This is a genomic window from Pseudomonas sp. NFACC02 (genome assembly GCF_900110765.1).
In the GTDB taxonomy this organism is placed as follows: Bacteria; Pseudomonadota; Gammaproteobacteria; order Pseudomonadales; family Pseudomonadaceae; genus Aquipseudomonas.
This window is the reverse complement of sequence record NZ_FOEO01000006.1, coordinates 72,718-89,594: the sequence shown is the minus strand read 5'-3', so window position 1 is coordinate 89,594 and position 16,877 is coordinate 72,718. Positions and strand designations below refer to the sequence as shown.

Below are 16,877 nucleotides of genomic sequence, written 5' to 3'. Positions count from 1 at the left end.
TCAGCCGTTCGGCCCGACAGTCGCTACGATGGTGACTTGCTTATTGTCAGGAATTTCCTGGTAAGCCAAAACATGCATATTCGGTACTGCCAGACGTCCAAAGCGGGACAACATGGCGCGAACCGGACCTGCGACCAACAAAATAACCGGCTGACCCTGCATCTCCTGACGCTGCGCCGCTTCGATCAACGAGCGCTGGAGTTTCTCAGCCATGCTCGGCTCAAGCAAAACGCCTTCTTCCTGACCCTGACCCGCCTTCTGCAGACTATTGAGCAATATCTGTTCCAACCTTGGCTCAAGCGTGATAACAGGCAGCTCTGGCTCAATGCCGACAATGCTTTGGACGATTGCACGGGACAAACCGACCCGCACAGCCGCCACCAATGCGGCGGTATCTTGACTCCGCGCGGCATTGTTGGCGATGGCCTCGGCAATACTGCGAATATCGCGCACTGGCACCTGCTCGGCCAGCAGCGCCTGCAACACCTTGAGCAACGCGGACAACGACAGCACGCCAGGGACCAGCTCCTCTGCCAGCTTCGGCGAGCTTTTGGCCAGCAGCGTCATCAATTGCTGGACTTCCTCATGACCGATCAACTCATGAGAGTGTTTATAAAGAATCTGGTTCAAGTGTGTTGCCACTACTGTGCTGGCATCCACCACGGTATAGCCTAGCGACTGCGCCTGAGCGCGCTGGCTGATCTCGATCCACACCGCTTCCAGACCGAACGCCGGGTCTTTGGCATTGATGCCGTTGAGGCTGCCAAACACCTGGCCCGGGTTGATCGCAAGCTCTCGATCCGGATAAATCTCGGCCTCGGCCAGGGTCACGCCCATCAGCGTCAAGCGATAGGCACTCGGTGCCAGATCGAGGTTGTCGCGAATGTGAACGGTCGGCATCAGGAAGCCCAGCTCCTGCGACAGCTTCTTGCGCACGCCCTTGATCCGCGCCAGCAACTGACCACCCTGGTTACGGTCCACCAGCGGAATCAGGCGATAGCCCACTTCCAGGCCGATCATGTCGATCGGGGTCACGTCATCCCAGCCCAGCTCTTTGGATTCCTGCGCACGGCTCGGCGCGGGTAGCAACTCCTGCTGACGCTTGATCTCCTGAATGGCCGCCAGCTTGACCATGTTCTGCTTTTTCCACAGCAGGTAAGCAGCGCCCGCCGCCACCAGCCCCAGGCTGATGAACGAGAAATGCGGCATGCCCGGCACCAGGCCCATCACGATCATGATGCCGGCAGAAACGGCCAGCGCCTTGTGCGAGGTGAACATCTGGCGACCGACCAGCTTGCCCATTTCTTCCGAGCCGGACGCCCGGGTGACCATGATCGCGGCGGCGGTGGACAGCAGCAGCGATGGCAATTGCGCCACCAAACCGTCACCGATGGTCAGCAAGGCATACACCTTGCCTGCGTCGGCGAAGGTCATGTTGTGTTGAAGGATACCCACCAGCATGCCGCCGATGAGGTTGATGAACAGAATCAGCAGGCCGGCAATGGCATCACCGCGCACGAACTTGCTGGCACCGTCCATGGAACCGTAGAACTCGGCTTCCTGAGCGACTTCCAGACGGCGGCGCTTGGCTTCGGGTTGATCGATCAGGCCGGCGTTGAGGTCCGCGTCGATCGCCATCTGTTTACCGGGCATCGCATCGAGGGTGAAACGCGCGCTCACCTCGGAGATACGACCGGCACCCTTGGTCACCACGACGAAGTTGATGATCATCAGGATCGCGAAGACCACGATACCGACCACGTAATTACCGCCGATCACGACCTCGCCGAAGGCCTGGATCACCTTACCGGCAGCGGCGTGACCGTCCTGACCGTGGAGCATGACGACGCGGGTGGACGCGACGTTAAGCGCCAGCCGCAACAGGGTGGCGATCAGCAGGATGGTCGGGAAGACCGAGAAGTCCAGTGGACGCAGGGCGTACACGCAGACGAGCAGTACAACGATCGACAGCGCGATGTTGAACGTAAAGAACACGTCCAGCAGGAACGGCGGCATCGGCAACATCATCATTGCCAGCATGACCAGCAACAGCAACGGCACACCCAACTGACCACGGCCCAGACCGATCAGTCCAATGCGAGCGTTAGAGATTAACTGAGAGCGATCCACCGATTCTGTACCTGCGCGTTAAATCAAACTTTTGACGCCAGAGGCGTTGTAATGCAGGTATTGCAAAAACCTGTCCAACTCTTGGAACGGGTTGAAAATAGCAAGGTGCCAGTATGGGATTTGTGGGGTGGTTGGCACTTTGTGTATGCCTAAAGGGCTCGGCCTAACGGCCGATGTTTCGCCTTCGGCGAGTTACTTGAAAAGACCCCATGTAACCAAGGGTCAAGCTCCCGGTTAGGCCCGACTTCGTCGGGTTCCTTCGCTCCGGCGACGCTCCGTGGGCCCGCGCCGAACGGACATCCATGTCCTGACGGCGCTCTCGCGGCATCCATGCCGCTCGACCCACTCCGCATCGCCTACGTTCAGCCTGCACCCAAGTCGCGTTTTGCGGCGTCTGAACGTTCTCGGTATAAAGATCAAAGGCAAACGCATGAGCACCAGCAGAAATATCAGGCTGACGCAGTCCCTGTAGGAGCGTGGCTTGTCCCGCGATCTGCCGCGCAGCGGCAGCAAAATCAGACGACCCGGTTATGCCTGACACTCCGCATGCACCGGCTTTGCTGCCGGTTCCCGGCAGATCGCGGGACAAGCCACGCTCCTACAGTTGAGGGTGGCGTGCGGACGCTTAATGGTCCAGATTGTCACCACGCTCTGCATGGGAATGTGCCCCCCCCAAGACGCTCCGCATCTACGTTGACGCAGAGCGTCGATCGCTGCGTTACCACGCGGAGCGTGGGAACGATCAAAGCAAAATCAAAAAGCATCAGATGACGGGAATCCCGTAGGAGCGTGGCTTGTCCCGCGATCTGCCGCGCAGCGGTAGCAAAATCAGGCGACTCGGTCCTGCCTGGCACACCGCATGCGCAGGTCTTGCTGCCGGTCGAAACGTCAGGCTGACGCATTCCTTGTAGGAGCGCGCTTGCCCGCGATCTGGCGCGCAGCGGCAGCAAAATCAGGCAACTCGGTTATGCCTGACACTCCGCGTGCACCGGCTTTGCTGCCGGTTCCCGGCAGATCGCGGGACAAGCCACGCTCCTACAGTTAGGGTGACGTGCGGACGTTGAATGCATGAATCAAAAAGCGATGAGCGTTAGCTCCAGCCCGGTTGCTCGTGTGCGCGTTAGTCCATACGCCACCAAACGCGACTTGGGTGCAGGCCGAACGCAGGCGATGCGGAGTGGGTCGAGCGGCATGGATGCCGCGAGAGCGCCGTCAGGGCATGGATGCCCGTTCGGCGCGGGACCACGAAGCGTCGCCGGAGTGAGGGTACTTCGACGAAGGAGAAGCCCAACCATGAGTTCAGACACTTGATTACTTGGTGTCTTTTCAAGTAACTCGCCGAAGGCGAAACAGTTCGGCCGTCAGGACGAACCGCCGTTGATCTTGATCTCAAGCCACAAACCACAAGCCTCAAGCGCCCGTTACGAATCCCGCCTCAAATCCGGCGGAATCGGCAAATCATCCCGCAAAGGATCAGGCCGCTTGCCACGTCCCTGCCGAAACTGCCGGATCTGGTACACATACGCCAACACCTGAGCCACCGCCAGGTACAACCCCGCCGGGATCTCCTGCTCAAGCTCCGTGCTGTAATAGATCGAACGCGCCAACGCAGGCGATTCCAGCAACAGGATCTGATGCTGCGCTGCAATCTCGCGAATCTTCAGCGCCATGAAATCACTGCCCTTGGCCAGCAGCACCGGCGCCCCGCCCTTGTCCTGGTCGTACTTGAGCGCCACGGCATAGTGAGTCGGGTTGGTGATGACGACATCGGCTTCGGGAATCGCCGACATCATCCGCCGCTGCGACATCTCGCGCTGCAACTGACGAATCCGCTGCTTGACCTCCGGCCGCCCTTCACTGTCCTTGTGCTCGTCGCGCACTTCCTGCTTGGTCATCAGCAGCTTCTTGTGCGCCTCCCACAACTGCACCGGCACGTCCACTGCCGCGATGATCAGCAAGCCGAACGCCATCCACAATGTGCTCCAGCCCACCAGTTGCAGGCTGTGGATCATCGCCATTTCCAGGGGCTCGTGGGCAATGGCCAGCAAATCGGCCTTGTCTTTGGACAGCACCACGAGTGCCACCACCAGCACGATGAAAAACTTGGCCAGCGACTTGAGCAGCTCGATCAATGCCTTGGGCGACACCATGCGCTTGAGGCCGGCTGCGGGGTTCAAACGGCTGAACTTGGGCGCCATCGACCCGGCCGCGAAGAGCCATCCGCCCAGGGAAATCGGGCCGACGAGCGCGGCAATGGTCAGCGCCACCAGCAACGGCTGGACCGACAGCAAAGCTGCCTTGCCGGAGATCAGCAGCATCAGTCCCATGCTGCGTTCATCCATCAACGCCGCGCGAGAAATGGTGAAGTTGTCGCGCATCAACTGCATCATCATCTCAGCCATCGAGCCGCCAAAGGCCAGCAGACCCGCAGCGCCGACGATCATGACGATGACGGTATTGAGTTCTTTGGAGCGGGCGATCTCGCCCTTTTCCCGGGACTCTTTCTTTCGCTTGTCCGTGGGGTCTTCTGTTTTGTCTTGACCGCTCTCGCTTTCAGCCATGTTAGCGCGCCTTGACCATTTCCTTGAGCAACTGCAAAGCGTCGACCGCCAGCGGTTGATACTGATTGAGAATGTCGCCGAGCGTGATCCACAGAATACCCATGCCCAGCACCAGCGTCAGCGGGAAACCGATGGAGAAGATGTTCAACTGCGGCGCCGCCCGTGTCATCACGCCCATGGCGATGTTGACCACCAGCAGCGCCGTAATGGCCGGCAACACCAGGACCAAGGCAGCGCCGAGTACCCAGCCCAGCCGCAGAACCAGTTCCCAGAAATTGGCCACTACCAACCCGTCTCCAACCGGCAATGTCGTAAAGCTCTCGATCAACACCTCGAACACCACCAGATGGCCATTCATCGCCAGAAACAGCAGCGTCACCAGCATGGTGAAGAACTGCCCGATGACCGCCACGGACACGCCGTTGACCGGATCAACCATGGACGCGAAACCCATGCCCATCTGGAGCGCGATGATCTGGCCGGCGATCACGAACGCCTGGAAGAACAACTGCAGCGATAACCCCAACGCGGCACCGATGATGATCTGCTCGGCGATCAACAAGAGCGCGCTGAGGTCCAGCGCATGAACCGACGGCATGGGCGGCAGGCTGGGTGCGACCACCACGGTAATCGCCAGGGAAAGGTAGAGGCGCACGCGCGTCGGGACCAGCGTCGTGCCAAAGATCGGCATGGTCATCAGCACCGCCGCGATGCGAAACAGCGGCAACATGAAGGCCGCGACCCAGGTGCTGATCTGCGTGTCGGTCAGCGCCAGCACAGGTTCCATCGAGGGTCAGCCGATCACTTGGGGAATGCTGGTGTACAGCGAAATGATGTATTCCATGAAGGTCCGCACCAGCCATGGACCCACAACGATCAAGGTGACCAGCATCACCAGCAGCCGTGGCAGGAAGCTCAACGTCTGTTCGTTGATCTGGGTCGCCGCCTGAAACATCGACACGATCAGGCCGACGATGAGACTGGGTACCACAAGAATTGCCACCATGGTGGTGGTCAGCCATAGCGCTTCGCGAAACAGGTCCACAGCCACTTCAGGGGTCATGCGGCGCACTCCTCTTCAAACGGGCTCATACGCCACCAAAGCTGCCGGCCAGCGTACCAATGATCAACGCCCAGCCATCCACCAGCACGAACAGCATGATTTTGAACGGCAGCGAAATGATCAGCGGTGACAGCATCATCATCCCCATGGCCATGAGCACGCTGGCGACCACCAGGTCGATGATCAGAAACGGGATGAAAATCATGAAACCGATCTGAAACGCGGTCTTCAATTCCGAGGTCACGAAGGCCGGAACGATGATCGTCAGCGGCGCGGCATCGGGCGTTGGAATGTCAGTGCGCTTGGACAGTCGCATGAACAGGTCCAGGTCACTGGAGCGTGTCTGCGCCAGCATGAAGTCCTTGATCGGCACTTCGGCCTTGGCCACCGCGTCCTGCGCGCTGAGTTTTTCAGCCAGATAGGGCTGCAATGCGTCGTTATTCACCCGGTCGAACACCGGCGCCATGATGAACAGCGTCAGAAAGAGCGCCATGCCGGTGAGAATCTGGTTCGAGGGCGTCTGCTGCAAGCCCAGGGCCTGACGCAGGATCGAGAACACGATAATGATCCGGGTGAAGCTGGTCATCAGCATCACGAACGCCGGGATGAAGCTCAGCGCGGTCATGATCAGCAGGATTTGCAGGCTGACCGAATACTCCTGCTGACCATTGGCGCCCGTGCCCAGCGTGATCGCCGGGATCGACAACGGGTCTGCACCGAACGCCAGTGGCGCTGCCAGCAGCAACAGCAGCGTCAATACAATGCGCATCAGTTCTTATCCTTCTCACCGGAGTGGCCGGAACCGTCTGTGTCTGCACGCGTCTTGTCGACCCGTGGCGCTGCCATACCCTTGTTCCCCAGCGCCTCCATGAGACGCCGGGCGAATTCGGGCGTCGTGTTCTGCGTCTCGGGCACGATGACCGGCTCGTTCATCACGTGCAGCGCCGTGATACTGCCCGGCGAAACACCCAGCAATACCTGCTCGTTGCCCACCTGAACCAGCACCAGCCGGTCGCGCGGACCGAGTGCGCGTGACCCCACCAGTTCAATCACCTGATTGCCTGCCGGGCCTGCGCGCTGCACCCGCCGCATCAGCCAGGCCAGGACGAAAATCAGACCGACCACCAACAACAGGCCGAGCACCAGCTGCAACAACTGACTGCCCACCCCGCTGCTCAGCGCACTCGACGCGGGCGGCACAGCCACTGGCGCAGCGGCAGGCGCGCTTGCAGCGGGGGCTGCGGAATCAGCTGCCATGACGGCCCATGAAACCGCCAGCAACGACACGCCTGTTAGCGCCCTTAGCCCCTTCACAAGAAAACCGCCCACTTAGCGCAGCTTCTTGATGCGTTCGCTTGGGCTGATCACATCGGTCAGGCGAATACCGAACTTTTCGTTCACCACCACCACTTCACCGTGGGCGATCAACGTACCGTTGACCAGCACGTCGAGCGGCTCACCGGCCAGACGGTCCAGCTCGATCACCGAACCCTGGTTGAGTTGCAGCAAGTTGCGGATGTTGATGTCGGTGCTGCCCACTTCCATGGAAATCGACACCGGAATGTCGAGGATCACGTCCAGATTCGGGCCGTCCAGGGTCACCGGGGCGTTGTTCTTCGGCATGCTGCCGAACTCTTCCATCGCCAGTCGGTTGGAGGACGAATGGCCAGCGTCGGCGGCCAGGAGCGCGTCGATATCCGCCTGACCACCCTCTCCCGCTTCACCCAAGGCAGCAGCCCACTCGTCGGCCAGTGCCTGGTCGTCTGTGGAGTTCATTTCGTTTTCATCAGCCATGGTTGTCCTCGGCGAGCAATATTCGTTGAAACAGCAAATCGTTTAACCGTTCGTTCTGACCTTGACGACAAATCGTCAGCGGCGTTCTACCGGTTCGATCACTTGCAGGGCGAGATTACCCTTGTGCGAACCCAGTTTGACCTTGAACGTTGGCACCCCATTGGCACGCATCACCAGATGTTCCGGGAGCTCCACCGGAATCACATCGCCGGGCTGCATGTGCAGTACATCGCGCAATTTCAGCTGACGACGGGCGACCGTGGCACTCATCGGCACCGATACGTCGAGCACGTCCTGTTTCAATGCGTTGACCCAGCGCTCGTCCTGATCGTCCAGATCCGACTGGAAACCGGCGTCGAGCATTTCGCGCACCGGCTCGATCATCGAATACGGCATGGTCACGTGCAGATCGCCGCCACCGCCGTCGAGTTCGATGTGGAAGGTCGATACCACGATCGCTTCACTCGGGCCGACGATGTTGGCCATGGCCGGGTTCACTTCGGAGTTGATGTACTCGAAATTGACCTCCATGATCGCCTGCCAGGCTTCTTTCAGGTCGATGAACGCCTGATCGAGGACGATGCGCACCACCCGCAACTCGGTCGGCGTGAACTCACGGCCTTCGATCTTGGCGTGGCGGCCGTCGCCTCCGAAAAAGTTATCCACCAGCTTGAACACCAGCTTGGCGTCCAGGATGAACAGTGCGGTGCCGCGCAACGGTTTGATCTTCACCAGGTTCAGGCTGGTCGGCACGTACAGCGAGTGCACGTATTCCCCGAACTTCATTACCTGCACACCGCCCACTGCAACGTCGGCGGAGCGACGCAGCAGGTTGAACATGCTGATGCGCGTGTAGCGCGCGAAACGCTCGTTGATCATTTCCAGGGTCGGCATGCGTCCGCGGACGATGCGGTCCTGGCTGGTCAGGTCGTAACTCTTGACGCTGCCAGGTTCGATGACGCTTTCGGTCTGCACCAGACCATCGTCCACGCCATGCAACAGCGCGTCGATTTCATCCTGGGACAGCAGGTCTTGCACGGCCATGTCGTGGTCCTACTGCAATACGTAGTTAGTGAAAAGTACCTGTTCGATGACGCTTTTGTTCAGCTCCTTCTGGCCGACTTCCTGCACGACGGCAGCGGCTTTCTGGCGCAGCATCTCCATACCGACCGGGGTCGTGAGGGTGTCGAACGGCTGACCGGAGAACATCATGACCAGGTTGTTGCGAATGACCGGCATGTGAACTTTCAACGCTTCGAGATCCGCATGATCACGAGCCAGCAAAGTAATGCTGACCTGCATGTAACGCTGACGGCCATTGACGTTGTAGTTAACGACAAAGGGCGGCGTCAGCGGTTCGAAGATCGCTTCCTTCTTGACGTTCGCGGCCTCGGCGGCGGCGGCAGGGTCAGGCTTGCTCTCGGCTTTGTGCATGATGAACCATGTGGCGCCGACCGACAGACCGATCGCCAGCAACAAGCCCACCACGATGAGAATGATGACCTTTAGCTTGCCTTTTTTCGCGGGGTCTTTAACTGCGTCGTCGCTCTTCGCCATGCCAATAATCCGTCACTATCCAAGGGGTTCAGGGTTGCGTGACAGAGGAAGAGCAAGGGTTGTGCCAGAGTTGGCGCAAGCGGAGTTTGAAGCTTTCGATTCGAAGTCGATGGACCGACGGCGCCCGTCATAGGCCATGAAACGACCTGAGGGAGCGAGCTTGCTCGCGAAAACGGGGGCCCGGCGGACAATTCTCCAGTGCCGGACCTTTAGCCTTCGCGAGCAAGCGCGCTCCCACAGTTATGACACGCAGGATCAGGCGTAATAATCGACCGCGCTGGAACCCACCACCGTCAACGGCGCACTGGCTGCCGCAGTGGCCGCATCGACCGGTGCGCCGTCCGCGATCAGATCGCTGCCGCCATTGGACCGACCGGTGCCGTTGCCGCGTTGGGCGTCGCCACCGGACTGTTGCTGCGCCTGCTGCTGCATGTTGCGGGACTGATCCGACACATTGACATCGACCTGACCCATGCCCTGCTGGGCAAAGGAGTCACGCAAACGTGACATCTGGCTTTCCAGCGCCTCACGCACACCGACGTGGGCGCTCATGAACGTCACTTGGGTTTGCTGGTCCGCCGCCATATTGACGCGAATGTCGAGGCGCCCCAACTCCGCCGGTTCCAGTTGAATATCCGCCTGCTTGAGGTTCTGACTGGAGAGGTACATCACGCGGTTGACCACGCCCTCCGTCCAGCCGCCCTGATTCATTGCCAAGGGCTGGTTCATCAACGGCGCAGGGGGGGCGGCATTGGTCTTGGTCTGAGCGGCCTGGGAGAGCGCTGCCAGACGTTCAGCAAAATTATCCACGCGCGTGTCGCTGCTCGCCCCCTTCACGTCTTTCAAGCCGTCAGCGAGCAACCCGCTGAATGCCTTGTCGCCGCCGCCCTCGGTGGCGTCCTTGTCAACCGCTTGGTCACCTGCTGCCGCGAGGCTCCCGGCCAGCAACTGCGCCGGATCGGCGTTCGGGTCCTGCTTGCCGGACGTCTTGCCCGCCTCGGCGGAGTGACCCGTCGCCTGAGTGTTCTGTTGCGCCTTGTTTTCCAGCGCGACCTGCACAGCCGTCAACCCTTCCAACGGGTCAGCCGACGGGTCGAAGGTGTCGTCGGTGGCGTCAGTCGGCGCCTGGACCACGGGCGGCGGCACAACCGGTGCGCCACTGTTGGACAGCAGCGTCGCGGGATCCACGATTTGGGGGTCCACAACCTGTGGGGCCGGCTCCTGAACAGGCGGGGTCACGACCAGTGTCGGGTCGGTAACCGGCGTGTCAGCCAGTGTCGCGTCAGTGGAAGCGTCCGCCGTGCTCGTGGTGTCGTCTTTGATGTCATCGTCGTCATCGTCGCTGGCACCGTTGCCGGCGCTGCTGTCGGATTTCCCGTTGACCGTTTTGGCAGGCAAGCCATTGCCGCTATCGGCAACGGTTTTGTCGGGAGCGGCAGACGGATGACTGACACTGTCCTTCTTGTCGACTGCCGAACTCTTGGCGCTCACCGGCCTGGCCGGCGAGTCGTCGACGCTGGAGGGCTTGGGCGCCGCCTGTTTGGCGAAGACGGTTGAGAAGCTGGAAGTCTTGTCCTTGACGGGGTCAGGCGCCTTTACCGAAGTGCTGGCACTGGCCTTCTGGGCTTTGGCAGCCGTCAGAGCCGCAAGTAAAGGATTGTTGGCAAGGGCCATGATGATCTCCGCAAGAGCACGATTGCACAGAGATCTAGCAAATGGCGGGCCAGTTCGGCGGCGCGGCGATAAGCGGGATTAACGACGATGCGCGCAGGCCTGCAATTCGACATCGAACAGATCCCGGACCACGCTGAATTCGTCGGTGATGGCCTGCACCAGTTGGTTGATCACCGTACTGCTGGCAGAAGCCTGACTGCGCGCATGCTCTTCAAGCAAGCGGCACAGTTCAGTCAGACGAGTAGCCCCCATGTTCCCGCTGCTGCCTTTGAAACTATGGGCCATCATGCCCAACGGCTTCAGGTGCGCTGCAGACTCGGCCGAGAAGCCAGGTGCGCTGATCAGCTGATTCAGCTCCCCGACGCGCTTCTCCGAATCCTTGATGAAAACGTCGAGCAAGGCCGGGTATTCGCCCTCCATCACGTCGCGCAACGTTCCGAGAACGCTCACATCCACATGTTCGTCCGACACTTGCTCGCTCCTTGATCAAGAATCGCCGGATTATGCCAGACCCTTCCAGGCAAACTCCACACAGGCTGTACGGCCATCCGGCGACCACTGGCAGCGGTCGCTGAGTTGCCGGACCAGGCTCAGGCCACGGCCGGACAACTGTTCCACCGCCGGCGGCAACGACAAGACCTGCTGAGCGTCGAAGCCACTGCCGCTGTCGTGCACTTCGACGATGAGACGACCACCCTGCCCGACCGGGATTATCTGGAAATTAAAACGGATGAATCCTCGGTCCAGTGCATCCAGACGCTCGCCGCGTTGCTGGTAGTAAAGCGCAAAACCCTCGGCATCGCGTTTAAGCGCCGAATCCAGCCCCAGCACCCCATGCTCCAACGCATTGCTGTAGAGCTCGGAGAGCACAATGTACAACTCGCTGCTCTGCAGGCGCAGGCCGTGAACTTCCTGCAGCAGTTGCAAGAGATACGGCAGCGGATTGAAGCGTTTGAGCGTTGACGCGCGGAATTCGAACGTCGCCGACCAGTCCAGCGGGCTCGAATCGCCACTGTCGGTGTAAATAACCGAGGGCGGCCCCAGCAATTCAGGCTGCGTAAAGCCCACTTCGACCATGCTGACGTCATCACGCACTTGCCCGCGAAAACGCGCCAATGCCCATTGCACTTCCTCGATCAACATCGCGGGATTACGGTTGGAAACGAATACGTTCTGCAGCCGGCGGGTGCCAAACATCTCACCGCTTTCGTCGGTGCTGTCGACCACCCCGTCGGACAACAGAAACACTCGATCGCCGGCACCAAAGGGATACACCTGAGTGTTGTCGTCAAAACTGTTGGCGCTCAACACGCCCAACGGCAGATGCGCTGACACCAGCGGGGTATGCGGCCGACCATCGGCATGCAGCAGATACCCGTCCGGCAGCCCCCCGTTCCAGACCTCCACCAGGTGCTGTTTGAAATTCACGCTGATCAGCGCCGCACAGCAGAACATGTCCACCGGCAGGATGCGCTTGAGCTTGGCGTTCATTTCGCGGAGGGTCTCCGGCAAGCCGTAACCTTTGGCCGTCATGCCATAAAACACTTCGGCCAGCGGCATCGCCCCGACCGCCGCCGGCAAGCCGTGGCCGGTAAAGTCACCCAGCAACACATGCATGTTGCCGGAGGGCGCCCACGCGGCGAGCAGCAGATCGCCATTGAACAACGCGTAAGGCGATTGCAGGTAGCGGATATTCGGGGCGCTCAGGCAACCGGAATGGGCGATCTGGTCAAACACGGCCTTGGCCACGCGCTGCTCGTTGAGCAGGTACTTATGATGCCGGGCAATGAGATCACGCTGCTGCAGGACGGTTTCCTGAAGCAGTCGCAGGCGGTTCATCGCGTTGATCTTGGCCGCCAACACGCTTTGGTTATAAGGCTTGGCAACGAAATCGTCCCCTCCGGCGTCCAGGCAGCGGGCCAGTCCTTCGCCTTCGGTCAACGAGGTCAGGAAGATGATCGGCACCAGCGCTTCGCCCGCCAGCTCCTTGATCCGCCGGGCCGCCTCGAAACCGTCCATGACCGGCATCAACGCGTCCATCAACACCAATTGCGGACGATTACGCTCGAACAGCGCCACCGCTTCGGCGCCATCGCTCGCGCTCAGCACCTCATGCCCCTGACGGCTGATAATCGCCGAGAGCAGCATGCGGTCACTGGCGTTGTCATCGGCGATGAGAATCTTCAGGCGCTCAGGTGGCGCAGATCCCGTCATCAGCCGATGCGGAAGAGTTTGGAGAAGTTGGAGATGGCGAGGATTTTGACGACGTCTGCGCTGCAGTTTTCCAACCGCACATCAGCCCGCTCGCCCCCGGCGTGATCGCGCAACAGCAAAAGCATGCCTAACGCAGAACTGTCGAGGTAATTGGTTTCTTTCAAATCGACCACGTAACGCTTGGCCTTGGTTTCTTTTTCGTAAGCACCGCGGAAGTCCTGATGCGTCGAGAAATCGAAGCGTCCCTTGATCTTGATGGTCAGTTGCTGCTCGTCTGGTGAACGATCGGAAGTTACTGACATGAACAAATCCTTTATATGAAACGACGTCAGACGGTTGAAGTTTTAGCATTGCTTGTGCGGAGGGGCAAATGGAAGATTGCAGCGCTTACATTCGCCGTAACGGCCAGATTGTTTCGCCTTCGGCGAGTTACTTGAAAAGTCGGGTTGTCGCACCACCCTGGTAAACAGGCGCTTGCCCTGATTCTGGCTAACGCCAGACCTGTTCCGCCTTCGGCGGGTTACTTGAAAAGACCCCAAGTAACCAAGGGTCCGAACTCCCGGTTTGGCCCGACTTCGTCGGGTTCCTTCGCTCCGGCGACGCTCCGTGGGCCCGCGCCGAACGGGCATCCATGCCCTGACGGCGCTCTCGCGGCATCCATGCCGCTCGACCCACTCCACGCCGCCTGCGTTCAGCCTGCACCCAAGTCGCGCTTTGTGGTGTCTGGACTGACGAGGCAGGAAAAGCAAAAGCAGAGCAGGAGCAGGAGCAGGAGCAGGAGCGAAAATATCAGGCTGACGCCGAGCCTGTAGGAGCGTGGCTTGTCCCGCGATCTGCCGCGCAGCGGTAGCAAAATCAGGCGACTCAATCATGCCTGACACTCCGCATACACAGGTCTTGCTGCCGGTTCCCGGCAGATCGCGGGACAAGCCACGCTCCTACGGTTAGGGGGTGGCGAGCGGGAGATAGATGCACGAACCAATAATGCGAAGAGCGTTAGCTCCAGCCCGCGTTGTTCGTGTCCGCGACAGTCCAGACACCACCAAACGCGACTTGGGTGCAGGCTGAACGCAGGCGATGCGCAGTGGGCCTAGCGGCATGGATGCCGCGAGAGCCAGGACCCCGGGTCAATTGGGGATGGTCCGGCATTCCGGTTTTCAAGTAATCCGCCGAAGGCGGAACAGCTCTGGCGTTAGCCAGAACCCAAAAATCACCACCGAAAGAACTGACCACACACGATCCAAAACCTCAAAACGCCTCATGCCGAGGCAACCGCTGCGACAGCTCATCCAGCAGCTTTTGCTCGCGCTTGTCCTCCAGCGCACGCGCCTCATCGATATACCGCTGCACCAGCTTGCGCAAACCCTCGACCCGCGCATAGGCCTTCTGCCATTCGTCACGCGCCTTGTTCACGTTGTTCTGGTGCCAGGCCAGACTCTGACGTTGCTGACTGACCGCCGTTTCCAGTTGATTGAGAAAGCGCTGATAGTTCATCAGCCACTGACCCGACACGCCATGCGCGCCTTTATCGATCCACTGCTGCTGGTAGTCGGAACGAAACCTTTCCAGATCGCCCAGCTTGGCCTCGGCCAGCCGGACCTGCCCCTGAAAATGCCCCAGGCGCTGGACGGCGGTTTTCTCGGCCTTTTCCGCCATGTCCACGACGGGAGCCAGACGTGCCGCGCGGCTCTGGGCCATGACCTATCAGCTCCCGCCCTGAGGATTGAAGATCTTCGCCAACTGAGCCTCGCTGCTTTGCATGCTTTCGTTGTCGTGCAGCCCCTGACGCAGGTACTGCACCAGCTGCGGTTGCAAGTTGATGGCGAGGTCGGTTTCGCGATCACCGCCGGCCACATAAGCGCCGACGCTGATCAAGTCGCGGCTTTGCTGATAGCGCGACCACAGCTGCTTGAAATACTGCGCCTGCACCATGTGCTGCGGATCGACCACCGACGGCATGACCCGGCTGATGGACGCTTCGATGTCGATGGCCGGGTAATGCCCCTCCTCGGCCAGGCGCCGGGACAGCACGATGTGCCCGTCCAGCACGCCCCGCGCCGAGTCGGCGATCGGGTCCTGTTGGTCGTCGCCTTCGGACAGAACGGTATAGAACGCCGTGATCGAACCTCCGCCCTTCTCGGCGTTACCCGCCCGCTCCACCAGTTTTGGCAGCTTGGCGAACACCGAAGGCGGATAGCCCTTGGTCGCCGGGGGTTCGCCGATGGCGAGGGCAATTTCCCGCTGGGCCTGGGCGAAACGGGTCAGAGAGTCCATCAGCAGCAGGACGTTCTTGCCCTTGTCGCGGAAATATTCGGCAATGCGCGTGCAGTACATGGCCGCGCGCAAACGCATCAACGGCGCGTCGTCCGCGGGTGACGCCACGACCACCGACCGTTTGAGGCCCTCCTCGCCAAGGATGTGTTCGATGAACTCCTTCACCTCACGGCCCCGTTCACCGATCAACCCGACGACGATGATGTCGGCCTCGGTGAAGCGGGTCATCATGCCGAGCAGCACACTCTTGCCCACGCCGGTACCGGCGAACAGCCCCAGACGCTGGCCGCGCCCGACCGTCAACAACCCGTTGATGCACCGAATACCCACGTCCAGCGGCACGCTGATCGGGTCGCGTTTGAGCGGGTTGATGGTCGGCCCGTCCAGCGGCACCCAGTCCTCGGCTTTCATACCGCCCTTGCCATCCAGTGGACGACCGGCGCCATCGAGCACGCGGCCGAGCATGGTCATGCCCATCGGCAAGCGCCCGGTGTCTGGTAACGGCACCACGCGTGCGCCCGGGGCGATCCCGGCCACACTGCCCACCGGCATCAGAAAGACCTTGCCGCCGGCAAACCCCATGACTTCGGCTTCGACTTCCACCGGGTGATGGCTGTCGTCGTTGATCACGACACAGCGGCTGCCCATGGCGGCGCGCAGCCCTTCGGCTTCAAGCGTCAGGCCGACCATCCGCAACAGGCGCCCTTCGACCACCGGCTGAATCGGCAGCTTGATCGCATCGGCGTAGGTGCTCAGGCGCTTGCCGAAGCTGGTGCGATCAAGACGCATCGGAGGCGTCCGCGTGCTTCTGCATCACGTCTTCGGCACTTTTGATCGCCGCTTCGAGGTCGACACTGACGTCCGGCGCAGCCGGGTGCAGGGCCTGTTCGTGCAACTGATCGAACATCTTGGCAATCGCCACGCTCAAGCGTGTCTCGACGGTGGCATCGATGCGGCTGTGTTCGGTTTCGACCCGGCAACCGCCCGGCTGCAAGGTGTCATCCTCAAGAATGCGCCAGCTTTCTTCATGGCGTTCACGCAGCGCTTTGACTTGAGCGAAATCCTGCGAGTTGACCAGAATGCGCACGTTGTTGGCGCCCATCGGCAGCAGGCGCAACGCGTCCTGCAGGACTTTGCCGATCTGGCTGGAATCGGTTTTCAATTCACGCTGGATCACTTCGCGAGCGAGGTGCTCGACCAGTTGAATCAGCGATTTTTCGATCTGCGCGTCCTGATCGGCGATGGGCTCGAACAGGTGCGTCATCAAGGTTTCCAGGCTCTCCAGCTTGGCGGTCAGGGCGACTTCCGCCTCCTGACGCACCTTGAGCTGCGTGCTGTGAAAACCTTCCTTTTCACCAATGGCGAAACCTTCGTTGTAGGCGTCCTGGCGGATGCTTTCCAACTCTTCCAGGGTCAGTGGCTGGACTTCTTCCAGCGGCACTTCTTCGCTTTCGGCAGGCTCCGGCTCTTCGGCCACCGGTTCAGGCTCTGGCGCCTGCACCTCAGGGTCGAAGCTGGGCAAGGCCCAGACATCCAACCCGCGCAGATCCTTGGCGCGGATGAGCTCGCTGGGTGCTTCTTTATCGGAGCTGAACATCGACTGCACCTAC

Annotated in this window: 16 protein-coding genes; all 16 read right to left on the bottom strand. The window is 60.4% G+C overall.

Going from position 1 to position 16,877, the window contains the following annotated elements:
* Entirely contained in the window at positions 1 to 2,130 is a 2,130-nt protein-coding gene (gene flhA, locus BMY73_RS07785; protein ID WP_092406222.1) for a flagellar biosynthesis protein FlhA, read from the bottom strand.
* 1,421 nt (positions 2,131 to 3,551) lie between these two features.
* Positions 3,552 to 4,691, bottom strand: coding sequence for a flagellar biosynthesis protein FlhB (gene flhB, locus BMY73_RS07780; protein ID WP_062385988.1), 1,140 nt, complete (start codon positions 4,689 to 4,691; stop codon positions 3,552 to 3,554).
* 1 nt (position 4,692) lies between these two features.
* A complete protein-coding gene (gene fliR / locus BMY73_RS07775; RefSeq protein ID WP_062385990.1) occupies positions 4,693 to 5,478 on the bottom strand; it encodes a flagellar biosynthetic protein FliR in 786 nt (261 codons plus the stop codon).
* 6 nt (positions 5,479 to 5,484) lie between these two features.
* Positions 5,485 to 5,754: a flagellar biosynthesis protein FliQ gene (gene fliQ / locus BMY73_RS07770; protein ID WP_062385992.1), complete on the bottom strand. Its 270-nt coding sequence runs from the start codon at positions 5,752 to 5,754 to the stop codon at positions 5,485 to 5,487.
* Between the two features lie 25 nt (positions 5,755 to 5,779).
* Complete coding sequence (fliP, locus tag BMY73_RS07765; protein WP_092406219.1) at positions 5,780 to 6,523, bottom strand: flagellar type III secretion system pore protein FliP; 744 nt, start codon at positions 6,521 to 6,523, stop codon at positions 5,780 to 5,782.
* The gene (gene fliO, locus BMY73_RS07760; RefSeq protein ID WP_092406370.1) at positions 6,523 to 7,011 is read right to left on the bottom strand and encodes a flagellar biosynthetic protein FliO; all 489 of its coding nucleotides are present in this window, start codon (positions 7,009 to 7,011) and stop codon (positions 6,523 to 6,525) included. The genes fliP and fliO overlap by 1 nt, the downstream gene beginning before the upstream one ends.
* A 72-nt stretch (positions 7,012 to 7,083) precedes the next feature.
* The gene (gene fliN / locus BMY73_RS07755) at positions 7,084 to 7,548 is read right to left on the bottom strand and encodes a flagellar motor switch protein FliN (RefSeq protein ID WP_092406217.1); all 465 of its coding nucleotides are present in this window, start codon (positions 7,546 to 7,548) and stop codon (positions 7,084 to 7,086) included.
* A 75-nt stretch (positions 7,549 to 7,623) separates the two neighbouring features.
* Positions 7,624 to 8,592, bottom strand: a complete 969-nt coding sequence (fliM, locus tag BMY73_RS07750) for a flagellar motor switch protein FliM (RefSeq protein ID WP_062385997.1) — start codon at positions 8,590 to 8,592, stop codon at positions 7,624 to 7,626.
* A gap of 9 nt (positions 8,593 to 8,601) precedes the next feature.
* Positions 8,602 to 9,105 carry a flagellar basal body-associated protein FliL gene (gene fliL, locus BMY73_RS07745; RefSeq protein ID WP_092406215.1) on the bottom strand — a complete coding sequence of 168 codons (504 nt, stop codon included), beginning with the start codon at positions 9,103 to 9,105 and terminating at the stop codon, positions 8,602 to 8,604.
* A 255-nt stretch (positions 9,106 to 9,360) separates the two neighbouring features.
* On the bottom strand, positions 9,361 to 10,779 hold the full coding sequence (locus BMY73_RS07740) for a flagellar hook-length control protein FliK (RefSeq protein ID WP_092406213.1): 1,419 nt from the start codon (positions 10,777 to 10,779) through the stop codon (positions 9,361 to 9,363).
* 78 nt (positions 10,780 to 10,857) lie between these two features.
* Positions 10,858 to 11,199, bottom strand: a complete 342-nt coding sequence (locus BMY73_RS07735; protein WP_092406368.1) for an Hpt domain-containing protein — start codon at positions 11,197 to 11,199, stop codon at positions 10,858 to 10,860.
* A gap of 81 nt (positions 11,200 to 11,280) precedes the next feature.
* Entirely contained in the window at positions 11,281 to 12,993 is a 1,713-nt protein-coding gene (locus tag BMY73_RS07730; protein WP_062386003.1) for an ATP-binding SpoIIE family protein phosphatase, read from the bottom strand.
* The gene (locus BMY73_RS07725; RefSeq protein ID WP_062386004.1) at positions 12,993 to 13,295 is read right to left on the bottom strand and encodes an STAS domain-containing protein; all 303 of its coding nucleotides are present in this window, start codon (positions 13,293 to 13,295) and stop codon (positions 12,993 to 12,995) included. Before BMY73_RS07725 ends, BMY73_RS07730 begins: the two co-directional genes overlap by 1 nt.
* Positions 13,296 to 14,241: 946 nt before the next feature.
* Positions 14,242 to 14,691 (bottom strand): flagellar export protein FliJ, encoded by a 450-nt coding sequence (gene fliJ / locus BMY73_RS07720; RefSeq protein WP_062386006.1) that lies wholly within the window; start codon positions 14,689 to 14,691, stop codon positions 14,242 to 14,244.
* A gap of 6 nt (positions 14,692 to 14,697) precedes the next feature.
* Positions 14,698 to 16,056, bottom strand: a complete 1,359-nt coding sequence (fliI, locus tag BMY73_RS07715) for a flagellar protein export ATPase FliI (protein ID WP_062386007.1) — start codon at positions 16,054 to 16,056, stop codon at positions 14,698 to 14,700.
* Positions 16,046 to 16,864 (bottom strand): flagellar assembly protein FliH, encoded by an 819-nt coding sequence (fliH, locus tag BMY73_RS07710; RefSeq protein WP_092406211.1) that lies wholly within the window; start codon positions 16,862 to 16,864, stop codon positions 16,046 to 16,048. Before fliH ends, fliI begins: the two co-directional genes overlap by 11 nt.
* Positions 16,865 to 16,877 lie beyond the last annotated feature (13 nt).